Annotated in this window: 18 protein-coding genes; 14 read left to right on the top strand and 4 right to left on the bottom strand. The window is 65.2% G+C overall.

The window, feature by feature from the left end; translation table 11 throughout:
* Positions 1-19 precede the first annotated feature (19 nt).
* From ATC04_RS12805 to ATC04_RS12790, 4 genes are read left to right on the top strand one after another with little or no spacing between them, the layout of a single operon-like run.
* Positions 20-304, top strand: a complete 285-nt coding sequence (locus ATC04_RS12805) for a YciI family protein (protein ID WP_047121132.1) — start codon at positions 20-22, stop codon at positions 302-304.
* Between the two features lie 46 nt (positions 305-350).
* Complete coding sequence (locus tag ATC04_RS12800) at positions 351-1436, top strand: alcohol dehydrogenase catalytic domain-containing protein (protein ID WP_047121133.1); 1086 nt, start codon at positions 351-353, stop codon at positions 1434-1436.
* The gene (locus tag ATC04_RS12795; protein ID WP_047121134.1) at positions 1433-3112 is read left to right on the top strand and encodes an FAD-dependent oxidoreductase; all 1680 of its coding nucleotides are present in this window, start codon (positions 1433-1435) and stop codon (positions 3110-3112) included. The genes ATC04_RS12800 and ATC04_RS12795 overlap by 4 nt, the downstream gene beginning before the upstream one ends.
* The gene (locus tag ATC04_RS12790; protein ID WP_047121135.1) at positions 3109-3876 is read left to right on the top strand and encodes an SDR family NAD(P)-dependent oxidoreductase; all 768 of its coding nucleotides are present in this window, start codon (positions 3109-3111) and stop codon (positions 3874-3876) included. The genes ATC04_RS12795 and ATC04_RS12790 overlap by 4 nt, the downstream gene beginning before the upstream one ends.
* 91 nt (positions 3877-3967) lie before the next feature.
* Here ATC04_RS12790 and ATC04_RS12785 read toward each other — a convergent pair whose 3' ends face one another.
* Positions 3968-4465, bottom strand: a complete 498-nt coding sequence (locus tag ATC04_RS12785; protein ID WP_353580027.1) for an arginine deiminase family protein — start codon at positions 4463-4465, stop codon at positions 3968-3970.
* 34 nt (positions 4466-4499) lie between these two features.
* On the opposite strand from ATC04_RS12785, the gene ATC04_RS20035 reads away from it, so the two are divergent.
* Positions 4500-4646: an LPXTG cell wall anchor domain-containing protein gene (locus ATC04_RS20035; protein WP_286158848.1), complete on the top strand. Its 147-nt coding sequence runs from the start codon at positions 4500-4502 to the stop codon at positions 4644-4646.
* Positions 4647-4843: 197 nt separating this feature from the next.
* Positions 4844-6208, top strand: coding sequence for a pitrilysin family protein (locus ATC04_RS12780; RefSeq protein WP_152666953.1), 1365 nt, complete (start codon positions 4844-4846; stop codon positions 6206-6208).
* Between the two features lie 18 nt (positions 6209-6226).
* Here ATC04_RS12780 and ATC04_RS12775 read toward each other — a convergent pair whose 3' ends face one another.
* Both ATC04_RS12775 and ATC04_RS12770 read right to left on the bottom strand, forming a co-directional pair.
* The gene (locus ATC04_RS12775) at positions 6227-7009 is read right to left on the bottom strand and encodes an alpha/beta hydrolase (protein WP_052772612.1); all 783 of its coding nucleotides are present in this window, start codon (positions 7007-7009) and stop codon (positions 6227-6229) included.
* A 48-nt stretch (positions 7010-7057) separates the two neighbouring features.
* The gene (locus tag ATC04_RS12770; protein WP_152666954.1) at positions 7058-7411 is read right to left on the bottom strand and encodes a hypothetical protein; all 354 of its coding nucleotides are present in this window, start codon (positions 7409-7411) and stop codon (positions 7058-7060) included.
* A gap of 243 nt (positions 7412-7654) precedes the next feature.
* Between ATC04_RS12770 and dapB the strand changes: the two genes are divergently transcribed.
* Together dapB and ATC04_RS12760 are read left to right on the top strand one after the other, a co-directional pair.
* Positions 7655-8413, top strand: a complete 759-nt coding sequence (gene dapB / locus ATC04_RS12765) for a 4-hydroxy-tetrahydrodipicolinate reductase (protein WP_047121138.1) — start codon at positions 7655-7657, stop codon at positions 8411-8413.
* Positions 8410-8865: a tetratricopeptide repeat protein gene (locus ATC04_RS12760; RefSeq protein WP_047121139.1), complete on the top strand. Its 456-nt coding sequence runs from the start codon at positions 8410-8412 to the stop codon at positions 8863-8865. Before dapB ends, ATC04_RS12760 begins: the two co-directional genes overlap by 4 nt.
* Before the next feature lie 99 nt (positions 8866-8964).
* On the opposite strand, the gene ATC04_RS12755 is transcribed toward ATC04_RS12760, so the two are convergent.
* A complete protein-coding gene (locus ATC04_RS12755; RefSeq protein WP_052772613.1) occupies positions 8965-10152 on the bottom strand; it encodes a heparan-alpha-glucosaminide N-acetyltransferase domain-containing protein in 1188 nt (395 codons plus the stop codon).
* 67 nt (positions 10153-10219) lie between these two features.
* Between ATC04_RS12755 and dapA the strand changes: the two genes are divergently transcribed.
* The 6 genes from dapA to ATC04_RS12725 all read left to right on the top strand — a co-directional run bounded on the left by dapA (position 10220) and on the right by ATC04_RS12725 (position 15621).
* Complete coding sequence (gene dapA, locus ATC04_RS12750) at positions 10220-11131, top strand: 4-hydroxy-tetrahydrodipicolinate synthase (RefSeq protein ID WP_047121140.1); 912 nt, start codon at positions 10220-10222, stop codon at positions 11129-11131.
* A gap of 19 nt (positions 11132-11150) precedes the next feature.
* Positions 11151-12857, top strand: coding sequence for a ribonuclease J (locus ATC04_RS12745; protein WP_047121141.1), 1707 nt, complete (start codon positions 11151-11153; stop codon positions 12855-12857).
* A gap of 248 nt (positions 12858-13105) precedes the next feature.
* The gene (locus tag ATC04_RS12740; protein ID WP_146955854.1) at positions 13106-13840 is read left to right on the top strand and encodes a hypothetical protein; all 735 of its coding nucleotides are present in this window, start codon (positions 13106-13108) and stop codon (positions 13838-13840) included.
* Positions 13841-14027: 187 nt separating this feature from the next.
* The gene (locus tag ATC04_RS12735) at positions 14028-14525 is read left to right on the top strand and encodes a hypothetical protein (protein ID WP_047121143.1); all 498 of its coding nucleotides are present in this window, start codon (positions 14028-14030) and stop codon (positions 14523-14525) included.
* Positions 14526-14619: 94 nt separating this feature from the next.
* On the top strand, positions 14620-15054 hold the full coding sequence (locus tag ATC04_RS12730; RefSeq protein WP_152666955.1) for a hypothetical protein: 435 nt from the start codon (positions 14620-14622) through the stop codon (positions 15052-15054).
* Positions 15055-15216: 162 nt separating this feature from the next.
* Complete coding sequence (locus ATC04_RS12725; protein ID WP_082124108.1) at positions 15217-15621, top strand: TM2 domain-containing protein; 405 nt, start codon at positions 15217-15219, stop codon at positions 15619-15621.
* Positions 15622-15813: the final 192 nt, after the last annotated feature.

Here is a 15813-nt window from a genome sequence, read left to right as displayed (position 1 = left end):
CGAACAAGGAGCATCGAGCATGAACTTCTACGCCATCACCTACACCTACTCGCTGGCCACCAGCGACGCACGGGACCGTGTCCGCCCGACCCACGTCGAATTCCTGCAGCAGCGCTTCGAGAACGGCGAGCTGCGCGTGAGCGGACCGGTGGACTCCGGCGCCGGCGCGCTGCTGGTCATCGGCGCCGAATCCGAGCAGGCGGCGCTGGCGCTGATGGACCAGGACCCGTTCGCCCGCGAAGGCCTGATCGAGCAGCGCGAGATCCGCCGCTGGGACGTCTTCTTCGGCAAGGACAAACTCTAGGAACCCCGGCGGCGGCCCCGAGCCGCCGCCACGGAAGGACAGCACCATGCTCACCGCCACCACGACGGCCAAGCGATGCATTGAATACCGCGAAGTCCCCGCTCCGGCCCCGGCGCCCGGCCGCGCTCTGGTCCGGGTCCGGCACGTGGCCCTGTGCGGCACCGACGCGCACATCTGGGACGACGACTACCCGGCCGAGCTGCCGGTCATCCAGGGCCACGAATTCACCGGAATCATCGAGCAGATCGATCCCGGCGCCGTTGACCCGCGCAGCGGGCTGCCGCTGGTCCCCGGGCTGGAAGTGGCGGTGAGCCCCATGGTCTACTGCTCCCACTGCCCGCCGTGCCTGGACGGGCGGTACAACGTCTGCGAATCGATCTCCTGCCTGGGCTGCTACGAGGACGGGGCGCTGGCAGAAGTCGTGAGCGTCCCGGTGGACAAGCTGCATCCGCTGCCCCAGGGGCTGCCGCTGCATCTGGGCGCGCTGGGGGAGCCCGGATCCATCGCCATGCAAGCGGTCAACCGGGGCACCCCGGTACCCGGAGAAACCGCGCTGGTGCTCGGTTGCGGCCCCATCGGCCTGCTGGCCACGCTGTTCCTGGCCGAACGCGGGGTCCGGGTCATCGCCTCGGACCTGTCCCGGGCACGCATGGATTTGGCCCGCGACTTCGGCGCTGTGGCAGCCTTCGCACCCGGTGGCGGGATCCCGCGGGAGGCCTGGGGAGCCGCCGCGGGACCGACCCTGGTCATCGAGGCCACCGGCGTCCCCGCGTCCTTCGAAACCGCTGTCCGCCTGGCCGCGCCGACCGCACGCCTGGTGCAGGTGGGCATCTCCACCCGCCACGCCTCGCTGTCCCTGCGCGATATTCCCTTCAAGGAGCTGGACATCCGCGGCAGCCGCAACAGCCTGAACCTGATCCCCGACGCGCTCGACGTGCTCGCCCGCCATCAGCAGCAGGCAACGCGGCTGGTTACCCACCGCTTCGCCTTCGACTCGCTGGGCCAGGCCTTTGAAACCATGCTCGACTCCAGCCAAGCCGTCGGCAAGATCGTCATCGACCTGCCTGTCACTGGAGCAGGCATCCCACCGCAGGCCGGCCCTGCCCGCCTGGAAAGGAGTACCGCCAGATGAGTACGACCCCCGAATCGACTCGCAACCCGCTGACCGCCATTCAGGAGCTGGATTCAGGCTACGACCTGGTGGTTCTCGGTTCCGGAGCCGCGGGACTGACCGCGGCGGTCCGGGCCGCCGCGTCAGGAGCCAGCGTGCTGGTGCTGGAGAAGGCCGGCAAGCTCGGCGGCACCAGCTCGGCCGGTGGTGGCGTCATCTGGGCGCCGAACAACCACCTGGCCAAGCAGGCCGGCTACCGGGACAGCGCCGCGGCCGGCGCCGCCTACCTGAAGGCCGCGGCCGGCCAAGTGATGAGCCCGGAGGAGATCGACTGGTTCGTGGACACCAGCGCGCAGGCGGTGGAATTCCTGGACACTCATACCCGGGTACGGCTGGTGCCGCTGGGGCGCCCGGACTACCACATGGAATGGCAGGGCGCGGCGTCCGGCGGGCGCAGCCTGGACAACCTGCCGTTCACCACCGAGGACTATCCGGGTCTGGCCGATGCGCTGCGCCAACCCACCTATTTCCCGCTGCTGAGCATGATCGAACGCGACGAGCTCAACGGCCGCGCCCCGGATCCGGAACTGCTGGCCCGGCGCAAGGCGTCGGGGGTGCGCACCATGGGCGGCGCGCTGGTCGGCTCGCTCGCGGCGAGCGCGCTGGACCGCGGCGTGCAGCTGGCGCTGGATGCAGAAGTCACCGGCCTGCGGCGGGAACAGGACGGCTGGATCCTCGAAGTAGCCGGCAAGCGGCAGGTCAGCGCCGTCAGCGTGGTCATCGCCTCGGGCGGATTCGAATGGAACCCGAGGCTGCGCGAGACCTACCTGTCATTCGATGTGACCCCGATCAGCGCGCCGTCCAACGAGGGCAGCGGCCTGGAGCTGGCGTTGGCCGCCGGCGCCGCGGTCAAGGACATGACCGCGATCTGGGGTGTGCCGGTGATCGCCGCTCCGGACGCCGAGTACGACGGCAAACCCTCCGGACGCATGGCGAATGTCGAGATGACCCTTCCGGGATCCATCACCGTCAACGCCTCCGGCCGGCGGTTCGTGAACGAGGCACTGAACTACCACGATCTGTGCCGGGTCTTCGGCAACATCGACCCGGTCAGCTCGGCCCTGCAGAACAGCCCAGCCTGGCTTGTCTTCGACGCTGACTATTTCGCAAAGTACCCGGTGGCCGGTTCCACGCCCGGGGTACGGCCCGACTGGATGCACAGCGCGCCGACGCTGCGGGAGCTGGCCGGGGAAGTGGGCATCGACGCGGCGGCACTGCAGGAGAGCGTCGAACGCTTCAACATCGGCGCCCGGGCGGGTGCGGACCCCGAGTTCGGCCGTGGCGCCACCGAGCAGGACCGGCATCTGGGGGATGCCGCGAATGCGCCCAACCCGTGCCTCGCCCCGTTGCAGCGGGGGCCGTTCTACGCGGTGCCGATCCATCCCGGCGTGCTGGGATCCTCGGGCGGGCTGTCTACCAACGAGCATTCCCAGGTGCTGGATCGCCACGGCGAACCGATCACCGGGCTGTATGCGGCGGGCAATGCCTCGGCAGGGGTGTTCCGCAACAACTACCCGGGCGGGGGCGCGACCCTGGGCTCGGCCGTCACCCGCGGCTACGCGGCCGGCGCCCACATTGCCGGCGCCCATGCGGCCCGGGAGCAGGCCGCAGCGGCATTGGTAGAGGCTGGCAAATGACGGATCAGGCATCCGCTGGCGTCCCCGGGCAGTTCGTTCCCTGGGAGGGGCGCTTTTCCGGGCGGGTGGTGCTGGTCACCGGGGCGGCCGGAGGACTGGGCGCCGACGCGGTGCGACGGCTGGCAAAGGAGGGAGCCACCGTGGTGGCCACCGACCTCGTCAAGCCGCGGACCCCGCAGGCGGCGCTGTCCCTGGATTTGGACGTCGCGGATCCGCAGGCTTGGCAAGCCGCCGCACACAGCATTCGCGAGGCCTACGGCCGGCTGGACGGGGCACTGTTCTGCCACGGCATCCAGGGCCCGGAATATGCGGTACAGGATGTGCCGGTGGCCGGGTGGAAGAAGACCCTTGAAATCAACCTGGACGGCTGCTTCTACGGTTTGCAGGTGGTTCTCCCGCTGATGAAGCAGGCGAACTACGGGCGCATCGTGATGCTCTCCTCCATTGCCGGGCGCGAAGGCAACGAGAACATGAGCGCCTACGCGGTGTCCAAGGCAGGGATGATCACCCTGGCCAAGGCAGTGGCCAAGGAAACCGCTCGCTTCGGGATCACCATCAACTGCATCGCTCCTTCGATGTTCAATACCCGGCTGCTCGAAGACCTCAGCCCCGAACGCAATGCGGCGCTGCTCGCGCGGGTTCCGATGAAACGCGTGGGGGAGCCGCCGGAATTCTCGGCGCTGGCCCTGTGGCTGCTCTCGCCCGAAGCCAGCTACATGACCGGGCAGGTGCTGGACCTCAGCGGGGGCCGCAACACCGCGTAAACACCAGGAGACAGGGACGCAAAGTTGATGCCCGGAGCCGCAGCCAGCATCGTGGCCGCGGCTCCGGGCATCCGCGTGTTTTCCGGACCGGCTAGAAGTCCACGGCCTCGCGCGAGAGCGGATTGGTCATGCAGTGCCCGCCGCCGCGGCCGCGTCCAAGTTCTGCTCCGACAATCGTGATGACTTCCACGCCTTCCTTGCGCAGCAGCGCATTCACATGCGTGTTGCGGTCGTAGGCGAACACCACGCCGGGCTCCACCGCTACCAGGTTGTTGCCCGAGTCCCACTGCTGGCGCTCGCCGGCATACCATCCGCCGCCCGGCTTGATGGCGCGCAGCTTCTTCAGGCCCAGCGAATCGGCCACCACGTCCACAAACGGATTCTTCTCCTCGAAGACCTCCACCGATCCGTTGCCGGCAGGGCGCAGCGAGAAGGTGTGGATGCCGTCAACGATGTCCGGGAAATATGTCACCACATCGCGGTCGGCGAAGGTGAACACGGTATCCAGATGCATGGCGGCGCGCAGCTTCGGCATTCCGGCAACTACCACGCGTTGCGCGGCGCCGGCGGCGAAGAGGTTCTGTGCCACCTGGGTGATGGCCTGCCGGCTGGTGCGCTCACCTATGCCACCATCCGCCAGCGGGGACAAGCCACAGGACGAAGATTTGGCTCAGACCGGTATCGCTGCAGCGGCACTGATGGGACTTGCAGGCGTGCTGATCCTGCTGGGAACCATTGCGGTCCTGGCGAGAAAGCGCCGGGCTCACTAATCAAGTTGAATTGATGCACCGATGGTGCCAGTCGGAACCGACTGGCACCATCGGTGTTTTTGACCGAACACACTTTCCTGCCGCCAGCCGGCCGGTGCCAGTTGCCAACACTTTTCGCCCGCTGTGCGAGAATTAATGAACGATTGCCAGCATGGTGCTGGCTGACTTCGAGCGATCTAAGGACGTACCCAGTGGTCATGATTCCGTTGCCGTTGCATTCGGTGGAGGATCAGCAGTTTTCGCCTCTCGACCCCGCGGACCTCACGCTGGTTCACCGCGGCGAGGGCGGTTCGGAAGTTCGCCGCAGCATCCTGCCCGGCGGCGTCCGCGTCTTGACCGAAGCCATGCCGGGGCAACGCTCGACCACCGTGGGGTTCTGGGTTCCGGTTGGTTCGCGTGACGAGGAAGCCGGGCACTACGGCTCGACCCACTTCCTGGAACACCTGCTGTTCAAGGGCACCACCAAACGCAGCGCGCTGGAAATCGCCCAGTCCTTCGACGCCGTCGGCGGCGAATCCAATGCGGCCACCGCCAAGGAATCGACCTGCTACTACGCGCGGGTCCTGGACACCGACCTGCCGATGGCCATGGAAGTCATTGCGGACATGGTCACCTCGGCCGTCATCGACCCGCATGAGCTGGAGCAGGAACGCGGTGTCATTATCGAGGAACTGGCCATGGACGCCGATGACGCCACGGATGTCGCGCACGAGCACTTTGTCGCCCGTGTCATGGGCAACCACCCGCTGGGCCGCCCCATCGGCGGCAGTCCTGAAGAGATCATGGCGATTTCCCGCGAGGCGGTGATGGAGCACTACCGCGCCCACTACCGTCCGAGCGAACTGATCGTCACCGCGGCAGGCTCGCTGGACCACGAGGAACTGTGCTCCATGCTGATGACCGCGCTGAGCGACGCCGGATGGGAACTGGACCCGCTGGCCGTGCCCGAGCCGCGCCGCAACCCGGAGCCGGCAAAAATCACCAGCATCCCCGGACTCGAAGTCATCAACCGCCCGGTGGAACAGGCAAACATCATCATCGGGTGCACCAGCATCACCGGGCACGACGACCGCCGCCAGGTGCTGGCGGTGCTCAACGCCGTGCTCGGAGGCGGCATGAGTTCGCGGCTGTTCCAAGAGATCCGCGAAAAGCGCGGCCTGGCCTACTCCACCTATTCCTTCTCCGCGGCGTACACCGACGCCGGCTACTTCGGCATGTACGCCGGCTGCGCTCCCGGCAAGGCCGCCGAGGTCATCGGGCTGCTCGGCGCTGAACTTGACCGGCTGGCCCAGCAGGGCATCTCTGCCGAGGAACTGTCCCAGGCCAAGGGCCAGCTGGCCGGTGGCACCGTGCTGGCGCTGGAAGATCCGGGAAGCCGCATGTCCCGACTGGGGCGCGCGGAAATGATCACCGGAGAATTCCAGGACATTGATGAAGCCCTGTCCCGCGTGCATGCCGTGACTGCCGAGCAGGTCCAGGCGCTGGCACAAGAACTGGCCGCCCGGGAACGGGTCATCACCGTTGTGGGGCCGTTCGAAAACGAGGCGGCGCTGGGCCTGTAGGAGGATGTGGCCCTGCGGTCAGGCAGCTTCGGCCGGAACCGCGGGGACCCCAGCTGCATGGCCGGCTGCTCCGGCCCGCCGGATGATTCCTGCCAGCTCCGGCGCATGGGAGAAATTGAACCCATGCGCGGCCTGGCGCAGGATCGTCAGCTGGGACCCCGGGGCCTTGGCGGTGAGCCGCAGCCCGAATTCCGGCGGGGAGAGCGGGTCTCTGGTGCCGCACACGACATCCACCGGGCAGCGGACCGTGCCCAGCAGGTCGATGGTCGGATAATCCAGCATCTCCCGGCAGCTCTTGGCCCACCACGGGATGCCGCAGCGCAGGTAGTCCACCGCAAGGATTGCCTTGACCGAATTCAACTCGTTCGGGAAGTCCTCCAGCAGGCGCCGGGTCTGCCGGAACAGGGTGTCCTCCCGGTCGTTAACTGCCGGTGCGGCGACAACCAGGTGCTTGACCAGACCGGGCCAGGAGCGCGCGATTTCGATGGCCACCTGGGCTCCCATTGAATGCCCTACCAGCACCACGTTCTCGGCCTTGAGCTGGCGCAGCGCCAGGGCTACCTCGTGGGCAAACCTGGCCACCGTGACCGGTCTGCCGTCGTCCATGTTCTTTCCATGCCCCGGCAGTTCAGGAACGATCACGCGGTGGTCGGCGGCGAGCAGGTTGGCCAGCGGGGTGAAATACCGGCTGGACGCGCCGAGCCCGTGGATCAATACCACATCGGGTCCCTGTCCCGCCATGCGCACCGACAGCCGGGTTTTCAGGGACTCGGGCAGTACTCCGAAGTATTCGTGCCTCACGGTGGCCTTTCGTGGTGTCAGAACTGACGGGGCTGGGTTGTGCGGCACTCAGGCTCCGCGGTGGCGCTGTTCGAGCGCGGACCACAGGTCCTCGGGAAACATCTCGTGCACGTCTTTGAGGTACCGGTCGCCGTCTTCGGGTTTCTGAACCGTGTCCCCGGTGATCTTGAACGGGAAAGAGGCTGCTTGGGTGGCGGGCGCGGGGCCCGGGCCCTGCGTCTCTGTGCAGGTTGCCCAGCCGAAGGTGGCGGGATCCCCGATGCGGAAGACCTCGACCTGGCACGACGGCGCGGTGAAGTCAGTGCCGTGATCCTGGACCAGGTCGACGATGGCCTGCTGCTGGTCATCGGCCAGGGCGTCAGGTTCGCTGGCAGCCCCGCAGGCGGTAGTTCCACATGCCAATACCAGCACCGAAAGCGCGCTGAATCCGATTCGCTTGATTGTTTGCCCCACTGAGTCCATGCCTGTCGATCGTGATGTGCCTGCACTCATCTTGGCCTAGCCTGCGCGGGAAAACCAAGCAACCCCACCGCACGGGCCCGCAGTGTCCGCAGAAACACAGCGGCAGCGCCCTGCGGTGCATCCAGTTGAGCTGCGCGTCACGCAAATCCATCGCACACCTTTGTTGGCGATAGGGTTAAAGGCATGAGTGCACAGATCAAGGTGGCCGTGCTCGGCGCGGCCGGACGTATGGGCTCGGAAGCGGTCAAGGCCGTCACCGACGCAGCAGATATGGAACTGGTAGCGAGCCTGGGGCGAGGGGACGACCTCCAGCAGATCATCGATGCCGGAGCCACCCACATCGTTGATCTGTCTGTCCCCGCCTCCACCGAGCAGAACGTGCGTTTCGCCATCGAACACGGGCTGCATGCGGTGGTCGGCACCACCGGGTGGAGCGACGAGCGCCGCGCTGCGCTCGAAGCGCTCCTGGCCGAGCACCCCGAGAACGGCGTGCTGATCGCCCCGAACTTCGCCTTGGGATCCGTGCTGGCCAGCGCGTTCGCGGCCACCGCCGCCAAGTACTTCGAATCGGTGGAAATCATTGAATTGCACCACCCGAACAAGGTCGACGCACCCAGCGGCACCGCCGTGCGCACCGCCGAGCTGATTGCCAAGTCCCGCGAGGCCGCAGGCGTCGCTCCGAGCCCGGATGCCACCGAAACCCAGCTGGACGGCGCTCGCGGAGCCGAGGTGGATGGCATCCACGTGCATTCGGTGCGCCTGCGCGGCCTGGTCGCCCACCAGGAAGTCCTGCTCGGCGGTCCGGGCGAGCAGCTCACCTTGCGCCATGATTCCTACGACCGCGCCTCGTTCATGCCAGGCGTGCTGCTGGGCTTGCGCACCGTGGCCTCGCGCCCGGGACTGACCTACGGGCTGGACGGTTACCTGGAGCTGGGCCAGTGAAAACAAAACTTTGGGTCGGCGGAATCCTCATTCTCTTCGCCCTGTATATCGGCATGGCATTCACCCAGGCGTTCCGCTTCATGGGTACCGATTCGCTGACGGCAAAGATCATGGGTGTCGCCATTCTGGTGGTTCCCGCGTTCGGCGTCTGGATCCTGATCCGCGAAGTCCTGTTCGGACTGCGCACCGAAGCCATGGGCAAGACCCTGGCCACGCTGGGCGAACTGCCCGAGGACCTGCCGCGCATGCCGTCGGGACGGTTCGTGCGTGAAGCCGCGGATGCCGACTTCCCCAACCACCAACGCGATGTGGAGGAAAACCCGGAGTCCTGGAAGTCCTGGTACCGTCTGGCCCTGGCCTACGAGGCCTGCGGCGACAAGCGCCGGGCGCGCAACTCGATGCGCACGTCCATCGGCTTCTGGCGCCAGGAGCAGAAGACCGGAGCGGTCTAATCCTGCGGCGCATTGCCTACGACAGCACAGGTCCCCGTCTTCCTCGACCAAGGAAGGCGGGGATCTTTTGGGTGTTCGTCGGGAGCCGGCGCCACCGGCTCAGCGGGACGGCGGGGCCGAAGCGCCCCTGCCGGGTGGCTCGGAGTCGGCGCCGCTCAGGACCCGCACCACGTATTCCAGAGGGCCGGTGGACTTGGTGAATCCGAGCCAGAGCCCCAGCGCCGCGGTAGCCGCGCACAGGATCCACCAGATCGCCATCGGCGGCAGGTAGTCCTGCATCAGGGGCAGGACCAGAATATGCCCCGCGTACAGCGTCAACGGGGCCCGTCCCGCCCCGGCAAGGAACCAGCCCACCAGGCCCAGCAACGGAACGACCAGCTGCATCAGGCCGATCGCCGTGACGGCGCAGGCGGCCGCATGGAGGGTGAAGACCAGTGAGGTGCTGTGCGCGGTGGGCAGCCAGAGGTAGGAGGGGTCCGCCAACAACGGATCCAGTCTGACTCGCGGTAGACGGCCGGCGGCCACCAGTGCGCCCACGTCGTCCAGGGGGATCCGTACGGCGGCTGCGATCTGCTCGGTAAACCGGCTTGTAGCCGCCCAGCCGAGCGCGAGCGTCGTAAGGGCCGCCGCCGCCCCGCCTGCGGCGAGCTTTGCGGCGGTCGCCGGCGAAGCCAGGCACGTGCGCCCCAGCGCGATGCCCAGCAGCCCGAATCCGACCCAGACCATCAGCGGGTAGTAGCCGGTGACCAAGATGTCCTTGAGCAGCAGCCCTGGGGTGAGCAGGTCGAGAAAGGTCGGGTTGTGCCCGAGCGTCTGGCCCTCCCAGGCGTGCGCCAAGGGCCGCCACAGTATAGGCATGATCAGCAGCCATAGGGCTGAGACTACCCAAATTGTTGTTCTTGAGAGCCTCAGGGCCAGAGGAAGCAACAGGAAAAGTAGGCCATAGTGAACCAAAATGACCGCAATGCCTTCATTTGACGGTCCAATCAGCATTCCGAGCACGGCAATAATTGATGCTCTCAGGGCAAGGACTGAGTAAACCTTGGGGTTGGAAAAGCCCCTGCGCGCTAGCGAACGCGTCAGCAGCGTCAGCGAAACTCCGGCCAAAACCATGAACAAAACCGAAGCCCGCCCCGCGGCTACAGCCCCGGTAAACGTAGGGGAGTAGGCTCCTTCGGGCCCCCTTTCGTACAGGCTGAAAATGTGGGCCGCGAACATGCCTAGGATGGCGGCAAGACGTGCCGCATCCACCCCCAGCAGCCGTGACGGTTTGCTCGATTGGTCCATGGAGTTATCGCATCACGGAATTGTCGGAAGATGCCATCGCAACATGCGCGAGTGTAGATTTAATCCCATGGCTACAAGTGCAATTGATAATCAGGCGTTCCCCTTTGGCACGGTGCTGACCGCGATGGTCACGCCCTTCACCGACGCTGGTGAGGTCGATTATGAAATGGCCGCCAAGCTGGCCGCCAAGCTCGTGGACGATGGCTGCGACGGCCTGGTCGTCACCGGCACCACCGGCGAGACCTCGACCCTGACCGACGAGGAAAACGTGGGCCTGTTCCGCGCAGTAGTCGCGGCCGTCGGAGACCGCGCCGCGGTGCTCGCCGGATCCACCACGAACGACACCCGCCACTCCATCGCACTGTCGCTGGCCGCCAAGGAAACCGGCGTTGACGGCATCCTGGTCACCACCCCGTACTACAACAAGCCGAGCCAGGCAGGTGTCATCGCCCACGTGAAGGCGATCGCCGAAGCCGTGGAACTGCCCATCATGCTCTACGACATCCCCGGCCGGGCCGGCATCTCGCTGGCCCCGCAGACGATCATCGAACTGGCGAAGATCCCGCAGGTGATCGCGTTGAAGGACGCCAAGGCTGATTACCAGTCCACCACCACCGTGCTGGCCAAGACCAACCTGCATGTGTACTCGGGCGACGACGGGCTGACCCTGCCGCTCATGGCCGCGGGCGCCGTCGGCGTGGTTTCGGTCTCCGCTCACGTCGCGGCCGCCAAATACCGTACGCTGGTTAATGCAATGCATGCCGGGGATCTGGCCACTGCACGCGCTACACACTTCGAGCTGGACCCGATCCAGCGCGGCATCATGAGCCACATCCAGGGCGCGGTCGCCGCAAAATATGGACTTCACTGGCAGGGTGTCCTGCCGAACACCGTCGTCCGACTGCCGCTGCTGGCACCGTCGGACGCAGAACTCGATGCCATCCGCGCGGACCTACGTGAAGGCGGATGGGATCTGTAACGAAAGGGTATAACCGCATATGACTGAGAGTTCAGTAGGAAAGGCCGATTCTGCGCGCATGCAGACCCCGGCCAAGGTGAAGAAGGGGACCATGCGCATCGTCCCCCTCGGAGGCTTGGGCGAAGTCGGCCGAAACATGACAGTGTTCGAGCTCGACGGCAAGCTGTTGATCGTGGACTGCGGCGTGCTCTTCCCCGAGGAGCACCAGCCTGGCGTGGATCTGATCCTGCCGGACTTCTCATACATCAAGGACCGCCTGGACGACGTGGTGGGCCTCGTGCTCACCCACGGCCATGAGGACCACATCGGTGCGGTGCCGTACCTGCTGCGCCTTCGCGAAGACATCCCGCTGTACGGGTCCAAGCTGACCCTGGCCTTCGTCGAAGCCAAGCTGGCCGAGCACCGCATCAAGGCCAACAGCAACATCGTGGTGGAGGGCGAGATCGCCCAGGTCGGCAACTTCGAATGCGAATTCGTCGCGGTCAACCACTCCATCCCGGACGCCCTGGCGGTCTTCCTGCGCACCGAGGCCGGCACCGTGCTGCACACCGGCGACTTCAAGATGGATCAGCTGCCGCTGGACGGCCGCATCACCGATCTGCGCCACTTCGCCCGCCTCGGGGAGGAAGGCGTGGACCTGTTCCTGCCGGACTCCACCAACGCGGAGGTGCCGGGCTTCACCGTCGCCGAACGCGAAATCGGCCCGGTGCTCGAAGCCAAGTTCGCCCGCGCCCGCCGCCGCATCATTGTCGCTTCCTTCTCCTCGCACGTGCACCGCGTGCAGCAGGTGCTGGACGCCGCGGCCATGCACGGACGCAAGGTGGCCTTCATCGGCCGCTCGATGGTGCGCAACATGGGCATCGCCGAACGCCTGGGCTACCTGGACATCCCGCCGGGCGTACTGGTCGACCTGAAGCAGATCGACCAGCTGCCGGACCACAAGGTCGTGCTGATGTCCACCGGCTCGCAGGGTGAGCCGATGGCCGCGCTCTCGCGCATGGCCAACGGCGAGCACAAGGTGCAGATCAACCCGGGCGACACCGTGATCCTGGCTTCCAGCTTGATCCCGGGCAACGAGAACTCGGTCTTCCGCGTGATCAACGGCCTGATGCGCTTGGGCGCCGAGGTCATCCACAAGGGCATGGCCAAGGTCCACGTCTCCGGGCACGCCTCGGCCGGCGAGCTGCTGTACTGCTACAACATCCTGCGCCCGAAGAACGTGCTGCCGGTGCACGGCGAAACCCGCCACCTGATCGCCAACGGCCGCCTGGCCGCGCAGTCGGGTGTGCCGGAGGAGAACGTGCTGCTGGCCGAGGACGGCTCGGTCATCGACCTCAAGGACGGCGTGGCCAAGCTCGTCGGCCAGGTCGAATGCGGATACGTCTACGTTGACGGCTCCAAGGTCGGCACCATCACCGACGACGACCTGAAGGACCGCGTCACCCTGGGCGAGGAGGGCTTCATCTCGGTCATCACCGTGATCAACCGCCAGAACGGCACCATCATCTCCGGCCCGGACATCCACGCCCGCGGCGTGGCCGAAGAGGACTCGGTCTTCAACGAGATCAAGCCGAAGATCGCCGCTGCGATCGTGGAGGCGGTTGCGAACAACCCGAACCACACCACGCACCAGCTGCAGCAGATCACGCGCCGCGTGATCGGCTCGTGGGTTTCGCGCAAGCTGCGCCGCCGCCCGATGATCGTACCTGTGGTGCTCGAAGCCTAGGCTTCTGGAACACCGAACCGCGGAACCCTGCCCCGGGCGGGGTTCCGCTGTTTAACCCTGCGTTGTGCGATCCGCGGGTCTCCCGGTCCGTCGCGCGGCAAGGACCGCACGCCAACGATTTATTCGTGGTGTCGAGCCAGGGCGAAATATTCCGGCGAAAACCAGTAAAAATTTCCGATGCCTCCCATATGCTCTGTTGAGCTCGATGTCGCAACGGCATCGCACTCACACGCATTCTGGGGGACCTCATGAGGAAAACTGCACTATCACGCGCCATGGGCGCGCTGGCAACGATGGGCCTGGTCGGGGCCCTCGCCGTGGCCGCGGCTCCGGCGCAGGCCAGCGAACGGCCGATCGACATCACCGGCTATTCGGTGTCGTCGATCACCGTCGGGGACTCGAGCTGCCGCAATATTCCGGTGTCTGCCAGCACCAAGATCAAAGGCGACTACGTCGATTCCTATGGGATTATCGACGTCACGCGAAACGGCGGTGTGGTTGATGCCTTGTGGATGGAGGGACGTCGCGTATCGGACAGGGCCTCTGTCTGCCCGAGCCTTTACGGCTTGGGTGCCTACAAGGTTGGACCGGCTGACATCTTCGCCGAGTACGACTACTGGGATTCGTACTTCGGCGAATACTTCTCCGACTACAGCGATTACACCGACTACAGCAGCAAGACGTTCTATGTGCGGGGCAAGACCAAGAGCACGCTGAAAGCGACCCGCTCGGGTAGCAAGGTCACCTTGACGGCCACGGCACAGGTTTATTCGCCGGAGAAGTACCGCTACGCCCAGTACAACGGCAAGAAGGCCAAGTTCCAGGTGAAGTCGGGCAACACCTGGAAGACCTTGAAGACCGTTGACCTCAAGAAGGGCACGGCGAAGATTACCGTGAAGCAGCCGAAGAAGAAGAGCTACAGGCTGACGATCCCGACAGCAACATGGGCCGCGCCCACCACAACCAAGACCGTGACCAAGTAGTCTTATCCGCGATGCCGTAGCGGACCGGTTGCTCAGAAGCCTGCATCGTCCCGCCAGCCAGGGGAAGATGCAGGCTTTGCGCCGTCCGCAGGCCTCGTCGAGTCGAATCTGAGCAGGTTTGCGGAACAAGGCGTCATCTCCGGATTCCTCGGCGTCGACCGCGAAGCCCCCGGGCTAGGATTGGCCCATGATCCGTCAACGAGCACGCGACCTCGGCACCATGGGCAAACGGCTGTTCTGGACAGCCGCGGGCCTCGGGGTACTGTCCGGAACGATTTCCGTCGCCGCTTGGTTGGGACCCCAATTCATCGGGACAGCAGTGGAGGAGATGCTTGATGGCGGCTACCTCCTGGATCTGGCATTGGTGGTGCTTCCGGCCGCGATGCTCTGCGGCTTGGCGCTGGGAATACTCTCGTGGTCTGCGACCTATGCGGCCTTGGGAATCCTCGAAGCCCGACGCCCGGAAGCGACGGTACTTCAGCAAGCAGCCGCCGGTGGCATGGGCTCAATGGCCGGCGGGCTGATTCCCGCAGTGCTGATCTTCTCAACCGTTCTCAGCGAGGAACCAAATCTAGGATTCGTCTACGCCATCACCTTCGGCCTGCTGGCGTGGTGCTTCATCTTGGCCTTCGGAACCCTGCTGGTGCTGAACCGCACGGATGCCAGCCAAGGGCCCGCGACATGACAGCCCGTACCAGCATATTATTTGCCCAACGAAAGATTCTGCCCACGTGTCACACGCTCCCGCACCGGAAGTTCAACGGATTTCACTTCGCTTAGTGGCTGGAACGGTGCTTGTCGGCGCAGCGCTCGGCGCTTTGCTGGGAATACTGAACCACTGGGGTCTACTGGTCGAAACGTTGACAACCGCGGGACGGCCGACGGATTCGTTCGCCATAGCTTTCGGCGCACTGGCCAACGGAGCCATGCTCGGTGCCGGCGCCGGGCTGATTCCCGGGTTGGGCGCCCTCGCTGGAATGGTGCTCCAGGCTCGTCGCCGGAATCCGGGCAGTGCGGCAACCCCGCGGGGTGCGGCGGCCACCGGGGCCGTGGCGACCCTGCTTGTTTCCGGCGCCGGATTGCTGCTTCTCTTGCCGGGCGCACCTGCAGGGTTCTGGATCTGGAGTGCGGCAGGGTACCTCGCGCTGTCCGTGTCAAGCGTTTGGATGATCACTCCAAGGTTGTCCGGACGCAATGCCGAATCAGCGGCCTGAGAGGCCAACCCGTTGTGAATCCATGTGTAGTTGGTAGGAGATGCCGCTATTCACTAGTGTGGATCCCGAGGAATCTCTAGATCAGTTGTGCTTAAACATTGGTCTCCCATCCTCATTGAGGCCAGCGCCTCACCACCATCAACCGCATCGCGAGGATTCCTCATGTCAGTTCCGCCAAACCCGCCGAATTACTACGCCAACTCCACCAGCTCGTATCCGTCCAACCCTTACGAGCAGCACAACAACGGTGAAGGCCACAAGAGCTTCATTGCAACGTGGCTGCTCTCGTGGTTCCTCGGAGGTCTGGGCATCGATCGCTTCTACCTCGGGAAGATCGGCACCGGAATCCTCAAGCTGATCACCCTCGGCGGTTTCGGCATCTGGCTCATCGTGGACATCATCTTGATCCTTGCCGGCGGCATGCGCGACAAGTACGGCTACCGTCTGGCCGGGTACGAAGAGCACAAGAAGACCGCATGGATCATTTCGATCATTCTGCTGGTCCTCGGAATTGGTTTCGGCAGCGTGAACGCCCCGGACTACCTCGATCAGTGGCAGTCCTTCTAAAGAGCTGTCGATGACCCCGTGAAATCTCGCAGAGAATTTCGCGGGGTCATTCTTTTGCGATCACTTATACGTTCCTGATCTGGGATGACAAACTGAACTAATGCTGAAGATTTGCGAGCGGGACTGTGCAGGAAGCCTCGGATTAGGCAGAATGGGGCAAATGAACGCCCTGACGAATCCCCTGAGGCCAGC

Source organism: Arthrobacter sp. YC-RL1 (assembly GCF_001454985.1).
Lineage (GTDB): Bacteria > Actinomycetota > Actinomycetes > Actinomycetales > Micrococcaceae > Glutamicibacter > Glutamicibacter soli.
The sequence above is the reverse complement of the archived record's forward strand: the minus strand, read 5'-3'. Positions and strand labels throughout refer to the sequence as shown.

Excerpts from the sequence above, each read along its gene's own strand:
- dapA (WP_047121140.1), top strand. The coding sequence starts at position 10,220 with ATGGCTACAAGTGCAATTGATAATCAGGCGTTCCCCTTTGGCACGGTG.
- ATC04_RS12805 (WP_047121132.1), top strand. The coding sequence starts at position 20 with ATGAACTTCTACGCCATCACCTACACCTACTCGCTGGCCACCAGCGAC.
- ATC04_RS12745 (WP_047121141.1), top strand. The coding sequence starts at position 11,151 with ATGACTGAGAGTTCAGTAGGAAAGGCCGATTCTGCGCGCATGCAGACC.
- ATC04_RS12795 (WP_047121134.1), top strand. The coding sequence starts at position 1,433 with ATGAGTACGACCCCCGAATCGACTCGCAACCCGCTGACCGCCATTCAG.
- ATC04_RS12735 (WP_047121143.1), top strand. The coding sequence starts at position 14,028 with ATGATCCGTCAACGAGCACGCGACCTCGGCACCATGGGCAAACGGCTG.
- ATC04_RS12800 (WP_047121133.1), top strand. The coding sequence starts at position 351 with ATGCTCACCGCCACCACGACGGCCAAGCGATGCATTGAATACCGCGAA.
- ATC04_RS12755 (WP_052772613.1), bottom strand. The coding sequence starts at position 10,152 with ATGGACCAATCGAGCAAACCGTCACGGCTGCTGGGGGTGGATGCGGCA.
- ATC04_RS12790 (WP_047121135.1), top strand. The coding sequence starts at position 3,109 with ATGACGGATCAGGCATCCGCTGGCGTCCCCGGGCAGTTCGTTCCCTGG.
- ATC04_RS12780 (WP_152666953.1), top strand. The coding sequence starts at position 4,844 with ATGATTCCGTTGCCGTTGCATTCGGTGGAGGATCAGCAGTTTTCGCCT.
- ATC04_RS20035 (WP_286158848.1), top strand. The coding sequence starts at position 4,500 with ATGCCACCATCCGCCAGCGGGGACAAGCCACAGGACGAAGATTTGGCT.
- ATC04_RS12740 (WP_146955854.1), top strand. The coding sequence starts at position 13,106 with ATGAGGAAAACTGCACTATCACGCGCCATGGGCGCGCTGGCAACGATG.
- dapB (WP_047121138.1), top strand. The coding sequence starts at position 7,655 with ATGAGTGCACAGATCAAGGTGGCCGTGCTCGGCGCGGCCGGACGTATG.
- ATC04_RS12725 (WP_082124108.1), top strand. The coding sequence starts at position 15,217 with ATGTCAGTTCCGCCAAACCCGCCGAATTACTACGCCAACTCCACCAGC.